General features: G+C 70.4%; 23 protein-coding genes and 2 pseudogenes. 17 read left to right on the top strand and 8 right to left on the bottom strand.

Annotated features, from left to right (window positions below; genetic code table 11):
* The first annotated feature begins 138 nt into the window (after positions 1-138).
* From H4W81_RS29005 to H4W81_RS28970, 8 genes are read left to right on the top strand one after another with little or no spacing between them, the layout of a single operon-like run.
* Positions 139-984, top strand: a complete 846-nt coding sequence (locus H4W81_RS29005; protein ID WP_192777725.1) for a fumarylacetoacetate hydrolase family protein — start codon at positions 139-141, stop codon at positions 982-984.
* Positions 981-2,270, top strand: a complete 1,290-nt coding sequence (locus H4W81_RS29000) for an L-fuconate dehydratase (RefSeq protein WP_192777724.1) — start codon at positions 981-983, stop codon at positions 2,268-2,270. The genes H4W81_RS29005 and H4W81_RS29000 overlap by 4 nt, the downstream gene beginning before the upstream one ends.
* On the top strand, positions 2,267-3,004 hold the full coding sequence (locus tag H4W81_RS28995; RefSeq protein WP_192777723.1) for an SDR family NAD(P)-dependent oxidoreductase: 738 nt from the start codon (positions 2,267-2,269) through the stop codon (positions 3,002-3,004). Before H4W81_RS29000 ends, H4W81_RS28995 begins: the two co-directional genes overlap by 4 nt.
* Positions 3,005-3,033: 29 nt before the next feature.
* Positions 3,034-4,074: a sugar ABC transporter substrate-binding protein gene (locus tag H4W81_RS28990; RefSeq protein WP_192777722.1), complete on the top strand. Its 1,041-nt coding sequence runs from the start codon at positions 3,034-3,036 to the stop codon at positions 4,072-4,074.
* A 29-nt stretch (positions 4,075-4,103) separates the two neighbouring features.
* Complete coding sequence (locus H4W81_RS28985) at positions 4,104-5,546, top strand: sugar ABC transporter ATP-binding protein (protein ID WP_318782017.1); 1,443 nt, start codon at positions 4,104-4,106, stop codon at positions 5,544-5,546.
* A complete protein-coding gene (locus H4W81_RS28980) occupies positions 5,543-6,541 on the top strand; it encodes an ABC transporter permease (RefSeq protein ID WP_318782016.1) in 999 nt (332 codons plus the stop codon). Before H4W81_RS28985 ends, H4W81_RS28980 begins: the two co-directional genes overlap by 4 nt.
* Positions 6,541-6,846, top strand: coding sequence for an L-rhamnose mutarotase (locus H4W81_RS28975; RefSeq protein WP_192777720.1), 306 nt, complete (start codon positions 6,541-6,543; stop codon positions 6,844-6,846). Before H4W81_RS28980 ends, H4W81_RS28975 begins: the two co-directional genes overlap by 1 nt.
* Positions 6,843-7,775 carry an aldo/keto reductase gene (locus H4W81_RS28970; RefSeq protein ID WP_192777719.1) on the top strand — a complete coding sequence of 311 codons (933 nt, stop codon included), beginning with the start codon at positions 6,843-6,845 and terminating at the stop codon, positions 7,773-7,775. Before H4W81_RS28975 ends, H4W81_RS28970 begins: the two co-directional genes overlap by 4 nt.
* On the opposite strand, the gene H4W81_RS28965 is transcribed toward H4W81_RS28970, so the two are convergent.
* Positions 7,756-8,697, bottom strand: a complete 942-nt coding sequence (locus H4W81_RS28965) for a DNA polymerase ligase N-terminal domain-containing protein (protein WP_192777718.1) — start codon at positions 8,695-8,697, stop codon at positions 7,756-7,758. The two genes, H4W81_RS28970 and H4W81_RS28965, sit on opposite strands and share 20 nt — an antisense overlap.
* Positions 8,698-8,765: 68 nt before the next feature.
* A pseudogene (tnpA, locus tag H4W81_RS28960) lies at positions 8,766-9,133 on the bottom strand (IS200/IS605 family transposase).
* Between tnpA and H4W81_RS50150 the strand changes: the two are divergent.
* A pseudogene (locus H4W81_RS50150) lies at positions 9,128-9,310 on the top strand (helix-turn-helix domain-containing protein); the annotation flags it as partial. The pseudogenes tnpA and H4W81_RS50150 sit on opposite strands and share 6 nt — an antisense overlap.
* The gene (locus tag H4W81_RS28950) at positions 9,235-10,320 is read left to right on the top strand and encodes an RNA-guided endonuclease InsQ/TnpB family protein (RefSeq protein ID WP_318782015.1); all 1,086 of its coding nucleotides are present in this window, start codon (positions 9,235-9,237) and stop codon (positions 10,318-10,320) included. The pseudogene H4W81_RS50150 and the gene H4W81_RS28950, both read left to right, overlap by 76 nt.
* Before the next feature lie 46 nt (positions 10,321-10,366).
* On the opposite strand, the gene H4W81_RS28945 is transcribed toward H4W81_RS28950, so the two are convergent.
* Genes H4W81_RS28945 through H4W81_RS28925 form a run of 5 tightly spaced genes read right to left on the bottom strand, consistent with a single transcriptional unit; the run spans position 10,367 to position 14,646 of the window.
* On the bottom strand, positions 10,367-10,816 hold the full coding sequence (locus H4W81_RS28945; RefSeq protein ID WP_192777715.1) for a GNAT family N-acetyltransferase: 450 nt from the start codon (positions 10,814-10,816) through the stop codon (positions 10,367-10,369).
* Between the two features lie 21 nt (positions 10,817-10,837).
* Positions 10,838-11,509 (bottom strand): FadR/GntR family transcriptional regulator, encoded by a 672-nt coding sequence (locus H4W81_RS28940; RefSeq protein WP_192777714.1) that lies wholly within the window; start codon positions 11,507-11,509, stop codon positions 10,838-10,840.
* Positions 11,510-11,534: 25 nt separating this feature from the next.
* Positions 11,535-12,539 carry an MBL fold metallo-hydrolase gene (locus H4W81_RS28935; protein ID WP_192777713.1) on the bottom strand — a complete coding sequence of 335 codons (1,005 nt, stop codon included), beginning with the start codon at positions 12,537-12,539 and terminating at the stop codon, positions 11,535-11,537.
* Positions 12,536-13,654: a steroid 3-ketoacyl-CoA thiolase gene (locus H4W81_RS28930; protein ID WP_192777712.1), complete on the bottom strand. Its 1,119-nt coding sequence runs from the start codon at positions 13,652-13,654 to the stop codon at positions 12,536-12,538. The genes H4W81_RS28935 and H4W81_RS28930 overlap by 4 nt, the downstream gene beginning before the upstream one ends.
* A gap of 44 nt (positions 13,655-13,698) precedes the next feature.
* The gene (locus tag H4W81_RS28925) at positions 13,699-14,646 is read right to left on the bottom strand and encodes an NADP-dependent oxidoreductase (RefSeq protein ID WP_192777711.1); all 948 of its coding nucleotides are present in this window, start codon (positions 14,644-14,646) and stop codon (positions 13,699-13,701) included.
* Between the two features lie 71 nt (positions 14,647-14,717).
* Here H4W81_RS28925 and H4W81_RS28920 point away from each other — a divergent pair, with 71 nt between their 5' ends.
* Positions 14,718-15,713, top strand: a complete 996-nt coding sequence (locus H4W81_RS28920) for a GlxA family transcriptional regulator (protein WP_192777710.1) — start codon at positions 14,718-14,720, stop codon at positions 15,711-15,713.
* A 31-nt stretch (positions 15,714-15,744) separates the two neighbouring features.
* Here the strand turns inward: H4W81_RS28920 and H4W81_RS28915 are convergent, their stop codons facing one another.
* The gene (locus tag H4W81_RS28915; RefSeq protein ID WP_192777709.1) at positions 15,745-16,350 is read right to left on the bottom strand and encodes a TetR family transcriptional regulator; all 606 of its coding nucleotides are present in this window, start codon (positions 16,348-16,350) and stop codon (positions 15,745-15,747) included.
* Positions 16,351-16,508: 158 nt separating this feature from the next.
* On the opposite strand from H4W81_RS28915, the gene H4W81_RS28910 reads away from it, so the two are divergent.
* From H4W81_RS28910 to H4W81_RS28885, 6 genes are read left to right on the top strand one after another with little or no spacing between them, the layout of a single operon-like run.
* A complete protein-coding gene (locus H4W81_RS28910) occupies positions 16,509-18,083 on the top strand; it encodes an AMP-binding protein (protein WP_192777708.1) in 1,575 nt (524 codons plus the stop codon).
* Positions 18,084-18,932, top strand: coding sequence for an acyl-CoA dehydrogenase family protein (locus tag H4W81_RS28905; RefSeq protein WP_192777707.1), 849 nt, complete (start codon positions 18,084-18,086; stop codon positions 18,930-18,932).
* Positions 18,932-20,086 (top strand): acyl-CoA dehydrogenase family protein, encoded by a 1,155-nt coding sequence (locus tag H4W81_RS28900; RefSeq protein ID WP_192777706.1) that lies wholly within the window; start codon positions 18,932-18,934, stop codon positions 20,084-20,086. The genes H4W81_RS28905 and H4W81_RS28900 overlap by 1 nt, the downstream gene beginning before the upstream one ends.
* On the top strand, positions 20,083-20,982 hold the full coding sequence (locus H4W81_RS28895; RefSeq protein WP_192777705.1) for a bifunctional MaoC family dehydratase N-terminal/OB-fold nucleic acid binding domain-containing protein: 900 nt from the start codon (positions 20,083-20,085) through the stop codon (positions 20,980-20,982). Before H4W81_RS28900 ends, H4W81_RS28895 begins: the two co-directional genes overlap by 4 nt.
* Complete coding sequence (locus tag H4W81_RS28890; protein WP_192777704.1) at positions 20,982-21,413, top strand: MaoC family dehydratase; 432 nt, start codon at positions 20,982-20,984, stop codon at positions 21,411-21,413. The genes H4W81_RS28895 and H4W81_RS28890 overlap by 1 nt, the downstream gene beginning before the upstream one ends.
* Positions 21,410-22,573: a lipid-transfer protein gene (locus tag H4W81_RS28885; protein ID WP_192777703.1), complete on the top strand. Its 1,164-nt coding sequence runs from the start codon at positions 21,410-21,412 to the stop codon at positions 22,571-22,573. The genes H4W81_RS28890 and H4W81_RS28885 overlap by 4 nt, the downstream gene beginning before the upstream one ends.
* Positions 22,574-22,596 lie beyond the last annotated feature (23 nt).

Here is a 22,596-nt window from a genome sequence, read left to right as displayed (position 1 = left end):
ACCCGTTCACATATGCAGAAATACCCCTATCTGGCCAGGTCACGGTCGGATGTATCTGCAGTGGAGTACTTGACAGCGACACCTGCGGCAACGAGCATCAGGAAGCGAGACATCCGATGTATAGCTGAGGGATGCGGTGTGAAGCTGCTGCGAGTAGGACATGTCGGTCAGGAACGTCCGGCGGTGATGGACGCCGCGGGAAACCTGTACGACATCGGAGAGCCCGAGATCGACGGGGCTTTCCTCGCTTCGGGGGGAGTGGCGCGCGTCCGCGACGCGCTGGAGCGCGGCGACCTGTCCGCGATCGACGGGGAGGGGCTGCGCGTCGGCCCGCCGATCGCCAGGCCCGGAAAGATCGTGTGCATTGGCCTCAACTACAGCGACCACGCGGCGGAGACGGGCGCGACCCCGCCCACCGAGCCCGTCGTGTTCATGAAGGCGCCCAACACGGTGATCGGGCCCGACGACCAGGTCCTGGTGCCGCGCGACAGCGTGAAGACCGACTGGGAGGTCGAGCTCGCCGTGGTCATCGGCGAGACCTGCCGCTACCTGGAGTCGAGGGAGGAGGCGCTGACGAAGATCGCCGGTTACGCGATCTCCAACGACGTCTCCGAGCGGGAGTTCCAGCTCGAGCGCGGCGGCCAGTGGGACAAGGGCAAGTCGTGCGAGACCTTCAACCCGATGGGCCCGTGGCTGGTCACCGCCGACGAGGTCGGCGACCCCCAGGACCTCGGGCTGCGGCTGTGGGTCAACGGGGAGCTCCGCCAGAACGGCAACACCAAGAACATGATCTTCGACGTGGCCGAGATCGTCCGCTACCTCAGCAGGTTCATGGTGCTGGAGCCGGGCGACGTCATCAACACCGGCACGCCCGCGGGTGTCGCGCTGGGCCTGCCGGGCCAGCCGTACCTGAAGAGCGGCGACGTGATCGAGCTGGAGATCGACGGCCTCGGGCGCCAGCGCCAGACGGTGGGCCAGGCATGAGCGACTACCGCATCGTGGCGGTGGAGACGCACGACATCCGCTTCCCCACCTCGCTGGAGCTCGACGGCTCCGACGCGATGAACCCCGACCCCGACTACTCCGCCGCCTACGTCGTGCTGAAGACCGACGACGGCTTCGAGGGGCACGGCTTCGCCTTCACGATCGGGCGGGGCAACGACGTGCAGACCGCGGCGATCAGGGCGCTGGAGCCGTACGTGCTCGGCAGGGACGCCGAGGATCTCGGCGGGCTGTACAAGGAGCTGGTCTGGGACTCCCAGCTGCGCTGGCTCGGCCCAGAGAAGGGCGTCATGCACATGGCGGTCTCCGCCGTGGTCAACGCCCTGTGGGACCTCAAGGCCAAGCGCGAGGGCAAGCCGCTGTGGCTGCTGCTGGCCGAGCTGACTCCCGAGGAGATCGTCGGCCTGGTCGACTTCAGCTACCTGAGCGACGCGCTGACCCGCGACGAGGCGCTGGCCATCCTGCGCAGGGCCGCCCCCGGCAAGGCCGAGCGTATCGCCAGGCTGAAGGAGAGCGGCTACCCCGCCTACACCACCTCGCCCGGCTGGCTCGGCTACGACGACGACAAGCTGCGCCGCCTGTGCAAGGAGGCGCTCGACGACGGCTTCACCCAGATCAAGCTCAAGGTCGGCGCCGACCTCGACGACGACATCCGGCGCTTCAAGGTCGCCCGCGAGGTCTGCGGCCCCGACTTCCCCATCGCGATCGACGCCAACCAGCGCTGGGACGTCGGCGCCGCCATCCGCTGGATCAACGCGCTGTCGGAGTTCCAGCCCCACTGGGTGGAGGAGCCGACCAGCCCCGACGACGTGCTCGGCCACGCCACGATCGCCAGGGCCATCGCCCCGATCAAGGTCGCCACCGGCGAGCACGTGCAGAACCGCATGATCTTCAAGCAGATGCTGCAGGCCGGCTCGCTGTCCTACCTGCAGCTGGACTCGGCGAGAGTCGGCGGCGTCAACGAGAACATCGCGATCCTGCTCCTGGCGGCCAGGTTCGGCGTGCCCGTCTGCCCCCACGCGGGCGGCGTCGGCCTCTGCGAGCTGGTCCAGCACCTGTCCATGTTCGACTTCGTCGCCGTCAGCGCGACCATGGACGGCAGGGTCATCGAGTACGTCGACCATCTCCACGAGCACTTCGTGGATCCTGTCGTGATCGAGCGCGGCCGCTACGCCGCCCCCGGCAGGCCGGGCTTCAGCGCCGAGATGCGTCCCGAGTCGATCGCCGCCCACGCCTTTCCCGACGGCGCGGTCTGGAGGAACACATGACCGTCATCAGAGCACTCGTCACCGGCGGCGGGTCCGGCATCGGACTGGCCACCGCCGAGGCGTTCGCCGCCCGCGGCTGGAAGGTCGTTTGCCTGGACGTCAACCCGCCCGGCGACCCGTTCGTCGGGGTCAAGGCCGACGTCACCGACGACGAGCAGGTCCGTACGGCCGTCGCCGAGGCCGCCGAGCGCCTGGGCGGGCTCGACGTCCTGGTGAACAACGCCGGCATCGGCGCCCAGGGCACGGTCGAGGACAACGCCGACGCCGAGTGGCAGAGGGTGTTCGACGTCAACGTGCTGGGCCTGGTGCGGGTGTCGAGGGCGGCGCTGCCGTACCTCAGGCGGTCGGAGCACGCCTCGATCGTGAACACCTGCTCCATCGCGGCCACCGCGGGCCTGCCGAACAGGGCCCTCTACAGCGCCACCAAGGGGGCGGTCCTGTCGCTGACGCTGGCGATGGCGGCCGACCACGTCCGGGAGGGCATCAGGGTCAACTGCGTCAACCCGGGCACCGCCGACACCCCGTGGATCGGCAGGCTCCTCGAGGCGGCCGACGACCCCGAGGCCGAGCGGGCGGCGCTCAACGCCCGCCAGCCGATGGGCCGCCTGGTCTCCGCGGCGGAGGTGGCCGCCGCCATCGGCTACCTGGCGGGACCGGAGGCGGGCGCCACCACGGGCACGTCACTCGCCGTCGACGGCGGCATGCAGGGTCTGCGCCTGCGTCCAAGTAACTAGGAATCCCACCCCCCAAAAGAGGCGAAATCATGAAGTTCGGCCCCGTGGTCGCGAGCGCGGCCCTTCTGGCTCTCATCACCGCGTGCGGCTCCACCGAGAGCGGCGGCAGCCCGAGCGCCGCCGCGAGCGGCGCGACCGGCGGAAAGATCGGTATCGACCACCCGCGGGCCGACTCCGACTTCTGGAACTCCTACATCAAGTACATCCCGCAGATGGCGACCGAGCTCAAGGTCGACCTGATGAACCCGACCAACTCGCAGAACGACGTCGCCAAGCTGGTGGCCAACACCCAGGCGCTGGTCAGCCAGGGGGCCAAGGTCATGGTCATGGCCCCGCAGGACACCGGCGCGATCGCCTCCACGCTCCAGCAGCTGGAGAACAAGAAGATCCCGGTCGTCACCGTGGACACCAGGCCCGACAAGGGCAAGGTCTTCATGGTGGTGCGCGCCGACAACCGCGCCTACGGCACCAAGGCCTGCGAGTTCCTCGGCGAGAAGCTGGGCGGCAAGGGCAAGGTCGTGGAGCTGATGGGCGCGCTGTCGTCGGTCAACGGCCGGGACCGCGCCGAGGCCTTCCGCGAGTGCATGAAGACCAAGTTCCCCGGGATCACGGTCTTCGAGGAGCCGACCGAGTGGGACGGCGGCAAGGCCGCCTCGATGCTGCAGACCCGCCTGGAGCAGAACCCCGACGTCAAGGGCATCTACATGCACGCGGGCGGTGTCCACCTGGCCCCGACGCTGCAGGTGCTGAAGGCCAAGAACCTGCTGGTCGCCCCCGAGGACCCCAAGCACGTCTTCGTGGTGTCCAACGACGGCATTCCGCAGGAGTTCGAGGCGATCCGCAAGGGCGAGATCGACGCCACGGTCTCCCAGCCCGCCGACCTGTACGCGAAGTACGCGCTCTACTACGCCAAGGCCGCCGCCGAGGGCAAGACCTTCAAGCCGGGCCCGACCGACCACGACTCCACGATCATCGAGCTGCCGAACGGTCTCGAGGACCAGCTTCCCGCCCCGCTGGTGACCAAGGAGAATGTGGACGACCCGAATCTCTGGGGTAACCAGGTCAAGTAATGAAAAATCACGTTGAAGCCCGGAACATCGTGAAGCGCTTCGGCCCGACCGTGGCGCTGAACGGAGCCGGCATCACCATCAAAGAGGGCGAGACTCACGCCCTCGTCGGCAGGAACGGCGCGGGCAAGTCCACGCTGGTGTCGATCCTGACCGGGCTCCAGCGTCCCGACGAGGGCGAGGTGCTGTTCTCGGGAGAGGCGGCGCCCGCCCTCGCCGACAGGGACGCCTGGCGCCGGCGGGTCGCCTGCGTCTACCAGAAATCGACGATCATCCCCGAGCTGTCCGTCGCGGAGAACCTCTTCCTCAACCGGCAGACCACCAGCGGCCTGATCAACTGGAAGGGGCTGCGCGCCCGCGCGCGCGACGTGCTCGAGACCTACCAGGTCGACATCGACGCCGACGCGCTCGCCGGAGACCTCGGCGTCGAGCAGCGCCAGCTCGTGGAGATCGCCCGCGCGCTCTCCTTCGGCGCGACGTTCATCATCCTCGACGAGCCCACCGCCCAGCTCGACGGCCCCGCCATCGAGCGGCTCTTCGAGCGCATGCGCGCGCTGCGCGAGCAGGGCGTCACGATGATGTTCATCTCGCACCACCTCGACGAGGTCTACGAGATCTGCCAGAGCGTGTCGGTCTTCCGCGACGCCAGGCACATCATGACCGCGGTGGTGGCCGACCTGCCGCACGACGAGCTGGTCGCGGCCATGACCGGGGAGGCCACCGCCGCCTACGAGTACCGCGCCCGTACGGCGGGCTCCGACGTGGTGCTCGCCGCGAAGGGCCTGTCGCTGCGCGACCGCTACGAGGGCGTCGACCTCACGGTGCGCTCCGGCGAGATCGTCGGCCTCGCGGGCTCGGGCAGCAGCGGCAAGATCGGGCTGGCCGAGACGCTGGTGGGCCTGCGCAGGCCCGACACGGGTGTGGTGAGCGTCAACGGCACCCCGATCAGGGACGTGCCGTCCGCGCTCAGGGCGGGGCTCGGCTTCGTCCCGCAGGACCGCCATCACGAGGGCTTCGTCCCGCTGCTGTCGATCGCGGAGAACGCGACGATCCCGATCGCGCACAAGCTGGGCAGGTTCGGCTTCGTTCCGCCCGGGAGCAGGCGCGAGCGGGCCGCACAGATGATCAAGGATCTCGACATCAAAACCGAGGGCCCGGACCAGCCCGTCGGCGACCTGTCGGGAGGAAACGCGCAGAAGGTCGTGCTGGCCAGGGCGCTGGCCGACGACCCCAGGGCGCTGGTGGTGATCAACCCGACCGCCGGGGTGGACGTCAAGGCCAAGCAGTCGCTGCTCGGCGCCGTGGAGGACGCCGTCGAGCGGGGGGCGGGAGCCGTCCTGGTCTCCGACGAGCTGGACGACCTGCGCGTCTGCGACAGGGTGCTGGTGATGTTCCACGGCAGGGTCGTGAAGGACGTGCCGCGTGGCTGGAGTGACCACGAGCTCGTGGCCGTGATGGAAGGTATCGAACAGTGACCACATCGACCACCCCGTCCGCGCCGCCCGCGGTGACCGCGCCGGGGCCCAGGCTGAGGCTGACCAGGTTCAGGGACCTGACGCTGGTACCGGTGATCGTCCTCCTGCTGGTCGTGGGCGCCTTCGTCGACCCGGTGTTCCTCACGCCCGGCAACCTGACCAACGTGCTCCAGCAGCAGTCGGCGCTCGCGCTCGTCGTGCTGGCGGAGGCGCTGATCCTGATCGCCGGCAAGTTCGACCTGTCGCTGGAGTCGACGGTCGGCATGGCGCCGGCGATCACGGTGCTGATGATCCCGGCCGCCTCGGGCGGCATGGGCCTGCTGGCGATCCCGATCTGCCTGCTCATCGGCGCGGCGATCGGCGCGTTCAACGGCTTCCTGATCCTGAAGTTCCAGCTGTCGGCGTTCGTCGTGACGCTGGCCATGCTGATCGTCGTGCACGGCCTGCATCTCGGACTGACCGGCGGCAAGAGCCTGTTCGAGCTGCCCGACTCCCTGCTCTACCTGGGCAGCGCCACCTGGCTCGGCCTCCCCGCGGCGATCTGGATCGCGGGCGTGCTGTTCGCGGTCGGCATCGTCGTCCTCGGCTATTTCCGCGTGGGCCGCTCGCTCTACGCCATCGGCGGCAACGCCGACGCCGCCCGCGCCGCGGGCATCCGCGTCGAGCGCGTGGTCTGGACGGTGTTCATCATCGGCGGCGCCCTCGCCGCGCTCGCGGGCATCCTGGAGACCGGACGCCTCGGCGGCATCAGCGCCAACCAGGGCGTGGGCTGGATCTTCATGGTGTTCGCCGCGGCGGTCATCGGCGGCGTCAGCATGGACGGCGGCAAGGGCACGATCTTCGGCGCCCTCACCGGCGTGCTGGTGATCGGCCTGGTGGAGAACATCCTCACGCTGAAGGGCGTGCCCGGCGAGTGGAAGCAGCTCGTCTACGGCGTGATCATCCTGGTGGCGCTCATGATCAGCCGGGTGGCCGGCGGGAAGGCACAGGACTGATGCAGCGGCTGGCGCTCCGCTCCAGGCTCAGGGCAGGCTGCGAGGAGATCTACGACAGGGAGCACGCCACCATCCCCGCCGAGCTCGAGCGGGCCATGCGCGAGAACGGCGTCCACTCCTGGCGCATCTGGCGGGACGGCCTCGACCTGTTCCACGTCGTGGAGGTCGACGACTACGCGGCCCTGCAGGCGGCGATGAAGGACCACCCCGCCGACCAGGCGTGGCAGGCCCGGATGAACCGCCTGCTCGACGGCGACTTCGACAAGGACTCCGGCGGGCTCACGCTGGTGTGGGAGATGGCATGACCCTCGCACTGCCCAGGCTCGGGTTCGGCGGCGCGCCCATCGGCAACCTGTTCACGCCCGTGAGCGACGAGGAAGCCCGCGCCGCCGTCGAGGCCGCCTGGCAGGCGGGGGTGCGCCTGTTCGACACCGCTCCGCACTACGGCCTCGGCCTGTCCGAGCGGCGGCTCGGCGCGGCCCTGGCCGGGCGCGCGGGCTACGTGCTGTCCACCAAGGTCGGCAGGCTGCTCGAGCGGGGCGAGGCGGGGCCGGACACCGAAGGCTTCGCAGTCACCTCCGACCTGCGCAGGCGGTGGGACTTCTCCGCCGACGGCGTGCGCCGCTCCCTCGACGACTCCCTCGGCCGCCTCGGCCTGCCCTCGATCGACGTCGCCCTCATCCACGACCCGGACGACCACGCCGAGCAGGCCCTCTCCGAGGCCTACCCGGCGCTGGCCGCCCTGCGCGACGAGGGCGCGGCGCGGGCGATCGGGCTCGGGATGAACCAGTGGCGGCTGCCGCTGAGATTCGTCCAGGAGACCGACATCGACGTCGTCATGCTGGCGGGGCGCTACACGCTGCTCGACCAGTCGGGCCTGCCGCTGCTGGAGGAGTGCGCCGCCCGCGGCGTCCAGATGATCGCGGCAGGGGTCTTCAACAGCGGACTGCTGGCGACCGACGAGCCCGGCGGAACCTTCGACTACGCTCCCGCCTCCGCCGAGCTGGTCGATCGGGCGAGGAAGATCGCCGCGGTCTGCGGACGGCACGGCGTGACCCTGCCGCAGGCGGCGATCGCCTTCCCGTTGCGCCACCCCGCGGTCTCGTCGATCGTGCTGGGTTCGCGCACCGCCGACGAGGTGCGGCGCAACACCGCCCTGGCGGCGCAGCCGGCGCCGGAGGAGCTGTGGGCGGAGCTCGCGTCGGAGGGCCTGGTCAGGGCGTCGACGGGATGAGGATCCAGGACTTGGACTCCCCCTCCTCGTAGGGGGAGTCGAGGCGCTTGCCCACCACGCCCGGCAGGCCCTGGTCGCGGGCGGCCTGCCGTACCGGGCCCGGCTGGCCGCGCCACGCGGGCGCGGTCTGCCAGCGGGGGCCGGCGATCTCCAGCGCCTCCAGCGCCGCCCTCCGCCGCAGGTACGGCTCGGCTACCAGCGACCTGCCGTCGTCGTAGAGCAGGTCGTAGGCGATGAAGATCTCGGTGCCCGACATGGTGACGAGCTCGCCGTCGAGCACCGCCGTACGGCTGCCGAACCCCTCGGCCAGCGGACGCAGCAGCGGCACGGTGGTGCGCCCGCCCTCGATCGGAACCAGCGTCCTGCGCCCGCCCCAGGCGAACTCGAAGGAGTAGTCCTCGGCGTTCTTCGGCGACCTGGTCCTGGTGACCGGCGTCATCGGGGCGAGCTCGGGCAGCGGGTCCGTCTGGCGGGGGTCCATGCGGTGGATCATCCAGTTCTTGCCGTGCGTCTGGAACAGCACGAACCTGCCCCGCGCCCGCTCGCCGCGCAGGATCACCTTCACCTCGCGGTCGGACCACTTCTCCGTCTCGTAGGTGCCCCGGTCCCAGATGGTCATCGTGCCGCCGCCGTACTCGCCGCGCGGGATCTCGCCCTCGAACGTCGCGTACTCCATCGGGTGGTCTTCGGTGTGCACCGCCAGGTGGTTGGTCTCGGGGTCCTCCGGCAGGCCCTTGGGGATCGCCCACGAGGCGAGCACGCCGTCGCGCTCCAGGCGCAGGTCCCAGTGCAGCGACCTGGCGTGGTGCTCCTGGATCACGAACGTGTCGTCGCCCCCCGTCTCGGGCGGCTGCTCGGGGATCGGCTCAGGGGTCCTGGAAGGGTCTCTCTTGTCTCGGTAGCGCTCGAGCTTGTCAGCCACATCCGGGTCCTACCCGTTACCGAAGGTCCGCAGAAAGCCTCGGCCTTCAGAGCGCGGACCCGGGACGGTCACGTTGGTCGGCGCTGTTGTTCGATGTAGGCCTTGATGATGGTCAGCGGGGCTCCGCCGCGGGAGGCGGCGAAGTAGCTGGGTGACCAGAAGTGGCCGTGCATGATGGCTCGGTTGACGTGGCCGGTGAACTCCTTGCGCAGGTAGAGCGAGGAGACGCCCTTGAGCGAGTTGACCAGCTTGGAGACCGCCATCTTGGGCGGGTAGTGGACCAGGAGGTGGACGTGGTCGTCTTCTCCGTTGAAGTCGCGCAGTTCGGCCTCGAAGCTGTCACACACTTCGATCATGATTTCTCGCAGCGGCGCTGCATTTCGTCGTTGAACACGTTGCGCCGGTATTTGGTCACAAAGACCAGACGGACGTGCATCGCAGAAACCACCTGTCTGCCACGCCAGTATTCGCCTTACACGATCACAGGCCAGACGATAACGTGTTCGAGTCTGCGGGACGTCAAGGTCGCGAAAGGGGGTGGTGTTCGGTGAAGCTGCGCTACAACTACCGGCTGTACCCGGATGCGCCCCAGCGGGAGTCGCTGGCCCGGACGTTCGGGTGTGTCCGCGCGGTGTGGAACGACGCGCTCGCACGGCGCAAAAGCCGCCTGGAAGGCCGGCCGGAGGCGGATCAGCGGCACGGAGTTGCAGAAGATCCCGCCATGATCCCCGCCAGTCGGCCCGGTTCAACACCAACGCGTTCAAGCTCCGCTCCGGAGGCGCTCTGTATCTTGCGAAGATCGGCGAGGTCGAGGTCCGGTGGTCGCGCGAGCTACCCGCTCCACCGTCCAGCGTGACGGTCATCAAGGACGCCGCGGGCCGATACTTCGCCTCGTTCGTCATCGACGTGCCAGACGACAGCCAGACCCTTCCCGCGACGGAGGCGGAGACGGGGATCGACGTGGGGCTGACCCACTACGCGGTGACGTCCGAGGGCGAGAAGATCGCGAATCCGAAGTGGTTGCGCCGCCGGGAGCGCAAGCTCAAGAAACTCCAGCGTGCCCTGTCACGCAAGCAGAAGGGGAGCGCCAATCGCACCAAGGCCCGGATCAAGCTCGCGCGCCAGCACGGACGCGTCGCCGACGCCCGTCGAGACTTCCTCCACCAGACCAGCACCACGATCATCCGCGAGAACCAAGCGGTGCATGTGGAAGGTCTGGCCGTGCGGGGCCTGGCACGGGGCATGCTCGCCAAGAGCGTCAATGACGCCGCCTGGGGCGCGTTCCTGCGGCTCCTGCAAGGCAAAGCCGCCCGGTACGGGCGCGAGTTCATCCAGCTCGACCGCTGGTATCCCTCCTCCCAGCTGTGCCCGTGCTGCGGCTGGAAGATCGGGAAACTCCCGTTGGATGTCCGCGAATGGGACTGCCCCTGCTGCGGCGAGCACCACGACCGCGACATCGCCGCCGCGCTCAACATCCTCGCCGAAGGCATCCGCCTTCGGTCCCCGAACGACGTGGCCGCCGGCCTGGCGGACACCCGAAACGACTGTGAAGGGCAGGTAAGACCAGGCACGGCAATCCCGACCCTGGCACCGCCCGAAACCTCCACCGCGCAAGCGGCGTAGAAGCAGCAGTAACCATCCCGCCGTGAGGCGGGAGAATCCCCGTCATTCATGGCGGGGAGAAGCCAAGTACGTACCTTGATATCCACAGCCCCGGGATCACCTCGACGTCCTCGACGGTGGTGAAGCCCAGCTTCTCGTAGAGCGTGCGCGCGGGGAGGTTGTCGCGGCCGGTGGCGACGATCACCCGCTTCCCGCCCGCCCGGTCGAGCAGCTCGGCGACCAGCGCCCGGCCGACGCCCCTGCGGTGCGCGCGGGGATCGACGACCAGGCGGTCGATGTCGATCTCGTGGCCGGTGTCCGACCAGGCCACGGCACCGATCAGGGTGCCGTCGTCGTCGACGGCGCCCCTCCAGAGGAGCCGCTGGGCGAGGAGATCGTCGAGCGACTCGCGCAGGGGCGGGATGCGGTCGTCACCGATGATCTCCGCTTCGACGGCGTAGGCGGCGCGCTGCAGGTCCAGCAGCGTCTGGCCGGGGTTGATGTCACTGATGTACACAGCTGGCTACCCCCGAGCCGGTCAGAGGGCCTTCTTGAGCCAGGATTCGACGCCGGCGACGTGGACGATGGCCCAGGAGCGGGCCACCTCGGGCTGGCGGGCCGCGATCGCCTCGTAGATGGCGGTGTGCTGCTCCTGGGTCTTCTCCATCGCGCCCTCCTGCGTCAGGCCCCGCCAGATGCGGGCGCGGGTGGTCGGCCCCGACAGGCTCTCGATGAACGAGCACAGGACGGCGTTGCCCGCGCCCTGGGCGATGCGCTGGTGGAAGGTGAGGTCGTTGGCCACCAGCTCCTCGATGGTCGGCTCGGCGGGCAGCGAGTCGAGGATGTTCTTCAACTCGGCGACGTCGTCGTCGGACATCGCGGCGGCCGCCATCGCCGTGGCCGCGGGTTCGAGGATGCGGCGCACCTCGAAGAACTGGATCACGGTGTCGTCGCGGTGCAGGTCGAGCACGAAGGACATCGTGTCGAGCAGGAGCCTGGGCTCGAGGCTCGTGACGTAGGTGCCGTCGCCCTGCCGTACGTCGAGGACGTTGATGAGCGCCAGCGCCCGTACGGCCTCGCGCAGCGAGTTGCGCGAGAGGCCGAGGCGTTCGGCCAGGTCGGCCTCCTTGGGCAGCCTGTCGCCCGGGGAGAGCTCGCCGGAGAGGATCATCTGCTTGATCTTGTCGATGGCCGCGTCGGTGACCGCCACGTAACCCCCTCTAGACATCGGATGTCTAGGAGTCTACGGCCACGAAGCGCACGGGATCGACCTCTGGGAGGCGCCGGATCCGGCCACGTGCCTCCAGGGCGCGCAGATGGGCGGCGGCCTCACCCGCGGCCATGCCCCTGAGCATGGGGGAGAGGTCGGCCCATGGCCGGTTCCAGGTCATCCTGCCCGCGGTCTCCCAGATGGTCAGGGGCTCGGTGAGCAGGGCGGCCAGCCGGACCAGCTTGTCCTCGTGGTGGGCGCGGATCTCGGCGGCGCGCGCGGCGGTGTCGTCGAAGATCCGTTCGTGGGCGGGGAGTGCCTCGGTACGGCCCAGGGCGGCGACCTTGTCCAGGGATGTGAGGAAGTCGTCGAGCGGGTCGACGTCGTCCCTGTCATACGGATAAATCCCGATATGAGGGGTGATGTCGGGGAGCACATGGTCACCGGTGAACAGCCGGGCGGCGTCCTCGAGGAACAGGCACAGGTGGCCGGGCGTGTGCCCCGGGGTGTGGACGGCGCGCAGGGTCCGCCCCGGCAGGTCGATCAGGTCGCCGTCACGCAGCTCCAGGTCGGGCTCGGCGGGCGGCTCCGGCCGCGCGCCGTCCTCGAGGGTCAGGCCGGGCGCGCCCGCGCGACGCAGCATCTCGGACTGGAAGTCGCGGTGCGCGCGCTCGCCGAGCCCGCGCATGAGCTTGACCAGCCGTGCGTCCTCCTCGTGCATCGCGATCCACGCGCCGGACTCCTCGCGCACCCGTCCCGCCAGGCCCGCGTGGTCGGGATGGAAGTGGGTGACGACCACGCCGCTGACCGCCGAGACGTCCGTCCCCAGCTCGGCCAGGCCGGTACGCAACGCCTGCCAGGCGTCGGGGTGGTTCCATCCGGCGTCCACGAGCACGGGCCCGCGCGGCGAGTCGATGGCGTAGACCAGCGTGTAGCCGAGCGGGTTGCCGGGAATGGGGACCGGCACGCTGCGCACCCCGCCGCCGAGATCCCGCGGACGCTGGTCGGCGTACGGCGTGCGCGAGGTCACGGGGTGCGCTCCAGGACGGTGGCGGTGGCCAGGGCGCCGCCCGCGCACATCGTCACCAGCGCCGTCGACAGGTCCGCCCGTTCCAGTTCGTGCAGCGCCGTCGTCACGAGCCTGGCCCCCGTGGCCCCGACCGGGTGGCCGAGCGCGATCGCGCCGCCGTTGACGTTCACCCGGTCCATGTCGGGCTCGTGCGCCGACGCCCACGACAGCACGACCGCCGCGAACGCCTCGTTCACCTCGAACCTGTCGAGATCGCCCATCGTCATCCCCGCCCGCCGCAGGACCGCGGCCGTGGCGTCCACCGGGCCGTCCAGGTGGTAGTAGGGCTCCGCGCCCACCAGCGTCTGCGCGAGGATGCGGGCCCTGGGCCGCAGGCCGTGCCGCCGGGCCGCCGACGCGCTCATCAGCAGCATCGCGGCCGCCCCGTCGGAGATCTGCGACGAGGTGCCGGCGGTGTGGAACCCGTTCTCGCCGAGCACCGGCTTCAGCGTGGCCAGCTTCTCCTCGGTGGTCTCGCGCAGCCCCTGGTCCCTGGTCACCTCGCCCACCGGCACGATCTCCCTGGCGAACCGGCCGTCGGCCCACGCCTTGGCGGCCAGCCGCTGCGACCTGGCGCCGAACCAGTCGAGCCGCTCCCTGGTCAGTCCGCGCCGCCTGGCGATCCGCTCGGCGGCCGTGAACTGGTCGGGCAGGTCGATCGCCCAGTCGTCCGGCCGCGGTTTGGCCGGTAACACGTTGCTGCCGAGCGGCGCCCTGCTCATCACCTCGACCCCGCAGGCGACCCCGACCTCGATCACGCCTGCCTGGATCAGCGCCGCCACCAGGTGCACGGCCTGCTGTGAAGACCCGCACTGCGCGTCGATCGTGGTCACGCCCGTCTGGTACGGCAGGCCCGCGTACAGCCACGCGTGCCGTCCGACATGGCCGCCCTGCTCGCCCGCCTGCGTCACGCACCCGGTGAACACCTGCTCCACCAGTTGAGGGTCGATCCCCGCACGGGAGATCAGCCCGTTCAGGGCCGCGGCGAGCACCTGCTGGGGCTTCAGCCCCGACAGCCAGCCGTCACGCTTGCCGATCGGGGTCCTGACGGCCTCGACGATCACCGGTGTGGTCACAGCAGCCTCCAGAATGATGCTCTGGAGGCAAACGGTAACGCGTTCTACTTTGCCGTGGAAGGCCCGATTTCCAGGACGATCTTCCCGGCCGTCCTGTTCGTCTCGCCGAGCGCGTGCGCCTTGGCCGCCTCCTCCATGGGCAGTACCGCCGCGATCTCCGCCTTCAGCCTGCCCGCCGTGACCAGCGCGGCGATGGCCCTCATCCCGGTGTGGTCGGGCTCGACCAGCATGTTCCGCACCCGCACGCCGAGCGCGCCCGCCTTGGCGGCCAGCTCCTCGTCCACGCGCGACAGGACGATCGAGACCAGCGTGCCGCCGGGACGCAGCGTCTCCAGGGAGCGGGAGCCGTAGTCGCCGCCGATGGTGTCGAGGACCACGTCGACGTCCTTCAGCTCGGTGAAGTCCTCGTTGCGGTAGTCGATGAGCTCGTCGGCGCCGAGCGAGCGGAGGAAGTCGTGCTTGGCGGCGCTCGCCGTACCGATGACATGGGCGCCGCGCGCCTTGGCGATCTGGACGGCGAGGTGGCCGACGCCGCCCGCGGCGGCGTGCACGAGCACCCGCTGCCCCGACCGCACGCCCGCGGTGTCGACCAGGGCCTGCCACGCGGTGAGCGCGGCCAGCGGCAGCGCGCCCGCCTGGACGTGGTCGATCTCGGCAGGCTTGGGGACGAAGGTCCTGGACGGAGCCGTGACGTACTCGGCGAAGGCGCCGTTGCCGAACGGGTAGCGCAGCATCCCGAACACCTCGTCGCCGGGCTGGTAGAGGGTGACGCCGGTGTCGACCTCCTCGACGACGCCGGAGACGTCCCAGCCCAGCACGAACGGCGGCTGCCCGAGGAAGCCGCCGTGGGCGCGGTGCTTCCAGTCCGTCGGGTTCAGCCCCGCCGCGTGCACCCGCACCAGCACCTCGGTCGGCCCCGGCGTGGGGCGCGGCAGTTCGATCACCTTGAGGACCTCGGGTCCGCCCAGAACGTCCTGGCTGATTGCTCTCATGCCTCCACCCTGGCGGCTGAGCGGGCCGGCGGCCAAGTGGCCCAATGGCCAAGATGTGTAAGGATTGGGCCATGCATCGTGTGGTGGTCCTCGCCCTCGACGGCGTCATCCCGTTCGAGCTCAGTCTCGCCTCCCGCATCTTCGGCACGGCGAAGGGGCGCTACGAGGTCATCACCTGCTCCCTCGACGGCGGCCCGGTGCGGACGGACGCCGACTTCTCGATCGTGGTCGAGCACGACGCGGGGGTCCTGGCCGCGGCCGACACCGTCGTCATCCCCGCGGCCGAGTGGTTCGGCGATGTCAGGGGGCCGGCCGACCTGCCGTCCGGGCTGGCCGAGGCGCTCTCGACGGTACGGCAGGGCACGCGCATGGTCTCGATCTGCCTGGCCGCCTCCGTCCTGGCCGCCACGGGGCTGCTCGACGGCCGTCCGGCGACCACGCACTGGGCCCACGCCGAGGAGTTCCAGCAGCACTTCCCCGGCGTCAAGGTCGCCCCCGAGGTGTTGTTCGTCGACGACGGCGACGTGCTCACGTCGGCGGGCGCCGCCGCGGGCGTCGACCTGATCCTGCACCTCATCAGGCGCGACCACGGCAGCCAGGTCGCCAATCAGGTGGCCAGGCGGTGCGTGGTGCCGCCGTGGCGCGACGGCGGCCAGGCGCAGTACATCGAGCGTCCCGTGCCCGAGCCCGCCGCGTCGGGCACGGCGCGCACCAGGGAGTGGGCGCTCGCCCGGCTGCACGAGCCGCTGCTCCTCGACGACCTGGCCGGTCACGCCCGGATGAGCAGGCGCACCTTCACCAGGCGGTTCAGGGAGGAGGTCGGCATGAGCCCCGGCCAGTGGCTCATCGGGCAGCGCGTGGAGCTCGCCAGGCACCTGCTGGAGGTCAGCGACCTGCCGGTGGACCAGGTGGCCGAGCGCGCGGGCTTCGGCACCGCCGCCTCCCTGCGCCAGCACCTGCACGCGGTGGTCGGCGTCTCGCCGCACGCCTACCGCCGCACCTTCTCGGGTACGGCCTTCTTGGATACGGCCTTCTCGGGTACGGCAGGCGAGCGCCCGCCGAAGTGACCCGCTCGTGCGGGTCAGAAGCTCGTGCGGGTCAGAAGTCTGACAGCAGCCGCGTCGCGGCGATCTCGATGCGCCGCTGGATCTGCTCGTGGGTGCGCCGCCCGCGCAGCATCTCCAGCAGCTCCTGCACCCACACGCTCGACAACAGCCCGGTGAGCACCAGGTGCTCCTCCGAGGCGTCGGGCCCGCCCGCCACGCGCAGCAGCAGCCCCGCCATCCGGTCGCCGAACGGCGTCTCGACCTCGGCCAGGATCAACGACCTGATCAGCGCGTCGGCCAGTTCGGGCTCGCGCATGAGGCCGCGGGTGGCGCGCATGAGGACGTCGACCGCGCGCCCCGACGCCGTCGTGGCGCTCGGCGGGCGCCGCTCGATGCTGCTCTCCAGCAGGTCGATCTCCTCGCCGACCACCGCGACGACCAGATCCATCTTCGAGGGGAAGTAGCGGTAGAGCGTGCCGAGGGCGACCCCGGCGCGCTCGGCGACCGTGCGCATCTGCATCGCCTCGACCCCGCCCCGCGAGGCGAGGGCGGCGGCGGCCTGGACTATGCGCTTGCGCCGCTGGCGCTGGCTCCTGCCGCGGGCGCCGGCGTCGGGCTGGTTGTCATGCGCGGGGATCGTCGCATGCGGAGGGCGCATGAGAACACGTTATCCGATGTGACGCCGCCCTCGCTTGTTACTCACGAGTCACAGGCCGCACGACATTCGAGCCGGCCGTCCGCGGTCGGCCACTGGACAGTTAGTAGAATCTGTTCTAGTTTGCGGATCGGTTGAGCGAGCGCTTGCTGGGAGGCCGGATGACCGAGGACACGCTCGCCGCCTTACTCCACCGACGAGCCGACGACGACCGCCCTGGGCTGCTCTTCGAGGACTCCTCGTGGACGTGGCGCGAGGTCGTGGGCCGCTGCCGCTCCCACGCCAGGCGCCTGTCGGGGGTCAGGCATGTGGGAGTCCTGTGCGAGAACGTCCCCGACCTGGTCTTCCTTATCGGGGCGGCGGCGCTGGGCGGCCCCGTGGTGGTCGCGCTCAACCCGACCAGGTCGGCGGCGGAGCTGGAGAAGGACGCCGCCGCCACCGATGTGGACCTCCTCCTCTGGGACGCCCCCTACGAGCACCTCGCGCGGCAGTTGCCTCTTCCCGCACGCCGTCTGGGTGACCTCGCCGAGACGGCCCCCGGGGAGCACGGCGGCCGTCAGGCGGCGCCGGACGACCTGGTGATGCTGATCTTCACGTCGGGCACCTCGGGGACGCCGAGGGCGGTACGGGTCACGCAGCGGAAGATCGCGGTTCCCGGGATCAGCCTCGCCGCGATGCTCACCCCCGGCGACGTCGTCTACTGCCCGATGCCGCTGTTCCACTCGGGCGCGATCATGGCCGCCCTCGCCCCTGCCGTGGCCTCGGGCGCGGCGCTGGCGCTGCGCAGGCGGTTCTCCGCCTCGGGCGTGTTGCCCGACGTCCGCCGGCACGGCTGCACCTACCTGCACTACGTCGGCAAGGCGCTCTCCTACGTCCTGGCCACGCCCCCTCGTTCCGACGACGCCGACAACCCGCTGAAGATCGCCTTCGGGAACGAGGGCAGCGCGACCGCCATCAGACGCTTCGGCGAGCGCTTCGGCTGCCTCGTGATCGACGCGTTCGGCTCCACGGAGACCGCCGTGTCGATCACCCCCGATCCGTCGGGGCCCGGCGGCGCTCTGGGCAGGCTGCCCGAGGGTGTGGAGATCAGAAACCAGGACACCGGCGGGCGCTGCCCACCGGCGATCCTCGTCGACGGCAGGCTGACCAACCCCGACGAGGCGATCGGCGAGCTGGTCAACGTGAAGGGCGTCGGCCTGTTCGACGGCTACTACAACGATCCGGGGGCCGACGCCGAGCGGGTCAGGCAGGGCGCCTACTGGTCGGGCGACCTCGCCTACGCCGACCCGCAGGGGTTCGTGTTCTTCGCGGGCAGGGGCACCGAGCGCCTGCGCGTGGACGGCGAGAACCTGGCGGTCGCGCCGATCGAGTCGGCGCTGCGGGAGTTGCCCGGGGTGGTCGAGGCGGCGGTCTACCCGGTGCCCGACGCGGCGGCGGGCGACCAGGTGATGGCGGCGCTCGTGCTGGACCGGCCCTTCGATCCGGCGGCCTTCGCGGCGTTCACCAGGGAGATGGGCGCCAAGGCCGTCCCCCGCTACGTCCGGATCTGCGGGGAACTGCCGCAGACCGCGTCGCACAAGGTACTCAAACGCGTCCTGGCCGGGCAGGCCTGGCGCACCTCCGACCCCGTCTGGTTCCGCCGCGACTCGGCGTTCACCAGGCTGACCGGCGAGGACATCGATGTGATCGAGGCGGAGTTCGCCCGGCACGGCCGCACGCACCTACTGGAGAGCTGAGTGGATTTCACCCTGGACGAGACCCAACAGGACCTGCGCACCCTCGCCGCCGATCTCCTGGCCAAGAACCCCGAATGGGCGGCCATGGAGCAGGCTGGCCTGACGAGCATCTGCACGCCGGAGGAGGGCCTCGGCGCGGTGGAGATGGCCGTCGTGCTGCGCGAGGTCGGCGCCGTCGCCGCCGGCGTGCCGGCGCTGCCCGTCCTCGCCGCCTCCTTCGCCCTGGCCGGGTACGGCAGACAGGTCGACGGCCTGCCCGCCGTCGCCGTCAGAGGCATGAGCGTCCCGTACGCGCAACAGGCCACACACGTCCTGTACGCCACGGACGAGGGCGTGTTCCTGACCGAGGACTTCGAGGTGATCCCCGAGTTCACCGCCACGGGCGAGCCCTCGGGCACGATCCGCGACCGGGGCGGCGAGCGCATCGCCGACCCGGGCGACGACCTGCGGCGGATCGTCACCGTCGCCGTCGCCGCCCAGGCCGGCGGCGTCCTCGCCGGAGCGCTCAAGCTGACCACCGACCACATCAGGACCCGCAGGCAGTTCGGCCGCCCGCTGGCCGAGTTCCAGGCCGTCACCATGCAGATCGCCGACGTCTACGTGGCCTCGCGCGCCCTCGACGTCGCGATGTGGTCGGCCGCCTGGGGCATGGACCGCGACGACGTGGCCATCGCCGGATTCCACGTCAGCGAGGCGTTCCGGGCGCTGTTCACCTGCCAGCATCTGCACGGCGGGCTCGGCCTCGACGTGACCTACCCCCTGCACCGCTACTTCGCCCAGGCCAAGCACCTGACCCACCTCCTGGGCGGCGCCGACACCCAGCTCGACCTGATCGGAGCGCACCTCTGATGCTGATCGACCTGACCCCCGAGCAGCGCGCGCTCCGCGACGAGCTGCGGGAGTACTTCCGCGCCTGCCTCACCCCCGAGGACCGCAAGAAGATCGCGGAGGATCCCTTCGGCCACGCCTACATGGACCACTGCCGCCGGCTCGGCCGTGACGGCAAGCTGGGGCTCGGCTGGCCCAAGGAGTACGGCGGAGGCGGCTACGGCCCGCTGGAGCAGCAGATCTTCGCCAACGAGATCGCGCGTGCGGGCGTGCCGTACCCGATCATCACGCTGCAGACCGTCGGCCCCACGCTGATGCAGTACGGCACGCGCAAGCAGAAGGACTTCTTCCTGCCCCGCATCCTGGCCGGCGAGTGCCACTTCGCCATCGGCTACAGCGAGCCGGAGGCCGGCACCGACCTCGCCGCGCTGCGCACGACCGCGGTCAAGGACGGCGACCACTACATCGTCAACGGCCAGAAGATCTTCACCAGCGGCGCGCACTACTCCCAGTACATCTGGCTGGCCGCCCGCACCAACCCCGAGGCCAAGAAGCACAAGGGCATCACGATGATGATCGTGGACTGCGCCGACCCCGGCTTCTCGTGGACGCCGATCGTCACCATGGACGGCCGCCACCACACCAACGCCACCTACTACCAGGACGTCAGGGTCCCCGAGGACATGGTGGTCGGCGAGGTGGACAAGGGCTGGGACCTCATCGTCAACCAGCTCAACCACGAACGCGTCACGCTCGGCCCCGCCGGGAACCTGGCCCAGACCTACGACCGGTTCCTGTCCTGGGCGCGCGCCAAGGGCCTGCTCGCCGAGCCCGACGTGCGCAGGGCGCTGGCCAGGGTCTACACCTACTTCCGCACGAACGAGCTGCTGAACTGGCAGGTCGCGGCGAACATGGACCTCGGCTGGCTGGGCGCGCCCGACGCCTCGGCCACCAAGATCTACGGCTCCGAGCGGATGCAGGAGATCGGCAGGCTCGTCTGCGACGTCCTGGCCAGGTACGGCGACCCCGCCGACCCCGAGACCGCCGAGCTCATGGAGCGCATGGACCACGGCGTGAAGGGCGCGGTCGTGCTCACCTTCGGCGGCGGCGTCAACGAGGTGCAGCGCGAGCTGATCGCCATGCTGGGCCTCTCCCTGCCGAGGCCGCCGCGATGAGCGGGCGGGACTCCGGCGTCCACGAGGAGCTCATGGAGCTCGCCGCCAAGCAGGCCGCGCTCGGCGAGGTGCGCGGCGCGGTCGCCGCCGACCCCGTGAACGAGCCGATGATCAGGCACTGGCTCGACGCGATGGGCGACACGAACCCCGCCTACCTGGCCAACGGGGTGGCGCCGCCCGCGATGGCGCAGGTGTGGACGATGCCAGGGCTCGGGCCGCGCCAGCAGACCCCGGTGGACGAGATCATGAGCGCGCTCAACGCGGCCGGGTTCACCGGCGTGGTCGCCACCAACTGCGAGCACACCTACCACCGGCCGTTGCGTGTGGGGGAGCGGGTCACCGCCGCCACCCGCTTCACCGAGCTGAAAGGCCCGAAGACGACGGCGCTCGGCGAGGGCTACTTCGCCACCTGGACCGTCACCTGGTACGCGGGCGACGACCCGGTCGCCGAGATGCTCTTCAGGGTCCTGAAATTTCGCCCCAAGGAGCGAAAGAAGCCCTATCCGCTGAAACCGGCGATAAATCAGGACACCGCGTTCTTCTGGGAGGGCGTGAAGCAGGGCGAGCTGCGCATCCAGCGCTGCGGCGACTGCGGCGAGCTGCGGCACCCGCCGGGGCCGCTCTGCCCGTCGTGCCGCTCGGCCAACCGTGACCACATTGTCGCGGCCGGGCTCGGCACGGTCTACAGCTTCGTCGTCCACCACCACCCGCCCGTTCCGGGAAAGAAAACGCCTTTTGTGGTGGCTGTGGTGGAGCTGCAGGAAGGGGTGCGGATTGTGGGCAACATCGTGGACTGTCCCGTTGAGGACGTGGGTATCGGTATGGAGTTGCGCGTGACGTACAGCTCGATGGACGACGAACTGACCCTTCCCCTGTGGGCACCGCGGGAGCCGTGATGCGTACGCTGACCGAAGGACAGGTCGAGATCGGTTCGGTGCTCCCCGAGCTGTCGATCGATCTCACCCCCACGCTGATCGTCTCCACGGCGCTGGCGACCATGGACTTCACCCCCGTCCACCACGACGTCGAGGGTGCCAGGGCGCAGGGCTCCAAGGACATCTTCCTCAACATCCTCACCACCATGGGGCTGGTCGAGCGGTACGTCACCGACTGGATCGGGCCCGAGGCCGTGATCAAGCGCATCAACGTCAAGCTCGGCGTCCCCGCCTACGCGGGCGACCGGCTGACCTTCACCGGCACGGTCGTGGAGTGCGACGAGGGCGAGTACACCGTGGAGGTGCGCGGCAAGGTCAGCCTCGGCGACCACGCCACCGCCGCCGTGGCCTTCCGCCTGCCCTCGCCCGCCGACGGTACGGCGGCGCCATGAGGGCCGCGGCCGCGATCGCGGGCATCGGCGCCACGGAGTTCAGCAAGGAGTCGGGCCGTTCGGAGCTGCGGCTGGCCGCCGAGGCGGTGCTGGCCGCGCTCGACGACGCGGGCCTGACGCCGTCCGACGTGGACGGCATGGTCACCTACACCCAGGACACCAACCAGGAGATCGCCGTCGCCCGCGAGGTGGGCGTCGGCGACCTGACGTTCTTCTCGCGCGTCCACTACGGCGGGGGCGCCGCCTGCGGCACGGTGATGCACGCGGCGATGGCGGTCGCGACGGGGGCGGCGCGGACCGTGGTCTGCTATCGCGCCTTCAACGAGCGCTCGGGGCGGCGGTTCGGCCAGCCCGACGCCAGGGTGGGCGGCGAGCCGTCTTCGCAGGGGCTCGAGATGAGCTGGCACGTGCCGTACGGGCTGATGACCCCCGCGGCCTGGGTGGCGATGTTCGCCCGCAGGTACATGCACGTCTCCGGCGCCACCTCCGAGGACTTCGGCAGGATCGCGGTCGCGATGCGCAGGCACGCCGCCACCAACCCCGCCGCGTGGTTCCACGGCAGGCCGATCACGCTGGAGGAGCACCAGGCGTCGCGGTGGATCGTGGAGCCGCTGCACCTGCTCGACTGCTGCCAGGAGAGCGACGGGGCGGTCGCGCTGGTCGTCACCACGGCCGAGCGCGCCCGTGACCTGCGCAGGTCGCCCGCCGTGATCGCGGCGGCGGCCCAGGGCTCGGGCGCGGGACAGATGATGATGACCAGCTACTACCGCGACGACATGGCCGGGCTGCCCGAGATGTCGGTGGTCGGAACGCGGCTGTGGGAGATGTCGGGGCTGTCGCCCGCCGACATCCAGACCGCGATCCTCTACGACCACTTCACCCCCTTCGTCCTCAACCAGCTGGAGGAGCTCGGCTTCTGCGGCAGGGGAGAGGCGAAGGACTACGTCAAGGACGGCGGCATCGAGCTCGGCGGCCGGTTGCCCGTCAACCCGCACGGCGGCCAGCTCGGCGAGGCCTACATCCACGGGATGAACGGCATCGCCGAGGCCGTGCGTCAGATCAGGGGCACCTCGGTGAACCAGGTGGGCGGCGTCGCCAACGTGCTGGTCACCGCGGGGACCGGAGTGCCGACCAGCGGCCTGATCCTGACGCAAGGATGAGGGGCCCCGGCGGCTCGCCGGCC

It is taken from the genome of Nonomuraea africana (assembly GCF_014873535.1).
Lineage (GTDB): Bacteria > Actinomycetota > Actinomycetes > Streptosporangiales > Streptosporangiaceae > Nonomuraea > Nonomuraea africana.
Note: the sequence above shows the minus strand (reverse complement) of the source record. Positions and strands in the feature narration are given on the sequence as shown.

Coding starts and splice junctions, on each gene's coding strand:
- H4W81_RS28895 (WP_192777705.1), top strand. CDS start 20,083: ATGAGCGGGCGGGACTCCGGCGTCCACGAGGAGCTCATGGAGCTCGCC.
- H4W81_RS28910 (WP_192777708.1), top strand. CDS start 16,509: ATGACCGAGGACACGCTCGCCGCCTTACTCCACCGACGAGCCGACGAC.
- H4W81_RS28995 (WP_192777723.1), top strand. CDS start 2,267: ATGACCGTCATCAGAGCACTCGTCACCGGCGGCGGGTCCGGCATCGGA.
- H4W81_RS28915 (WP_192777709.1), bottom strand. CDS start 16,350: ATGCGCCCTCCGCATGCGACGATCCCCGCGCATGACAACCAGCCCGAC.
- H4W81_RS28970 (WP_192777719.1), top strand. CDS start 6,843: ATGACCCTCGCACTGCCCAGGCTCGGGTTCGGCGGCGCGCCCATCGGC.
- H4W81_RS28885 (WP_192777703.1), top strand. CDS start 21,410: ATGAGGGCCGCGGCCGCGATCGCGGGCATCGGCGCCACGGAGTTCAGC.
- H4W81_RS28920 (WP_192777710.1), top strand. CDS start 14,718: ATGCATCGTGTGGTGGTCCTCGCCCTCGACGGCGTCATCCCGTTCGAG.
- H4W81_RS28925 (WP_192777711.1), bottom strand. CDS start 14,646: ATGAGAGCAATCAGCCAGGACGTTCTGGGCGGACCCGAGGTCCTCAAG.
- H4W81_RS28890 (WP_192777704.1), top strand. CDS start 20,982: ATGCGTACGCTGACCGAAGGACAGGTCGAGATCGGTTCGGTGCTCCCC.
- H4W81_RS29000 (WP_192777724.1), top strand. CDS start 981: ATGAGCGACTACCGCATCGTGGCGGTGGAGACGCACGACATCCGCTTC.
- H4W81_RS28975 (WP_192777720.1), top strand. CDS start 6,541: ATGCAGCGGCTGGCGCTCCGCTCCAGGCTCAGGGCAGGCTGCGAGGAG.
- H4W81_RS28900 (WP_192777706.1), top strand. CDS start 18,932: ATGCTGATCGACCTGACCCCCGAGCAGCGCGCGCTCCGCGACGAGCTG.
- H4W81_RS28990 (WP_192777722.1), top strand. CDS start 3,034: ATGAAGTTCGGCCCCGTGGTCGCGAGCGCGGCCCTTCTGGCTCTCATC.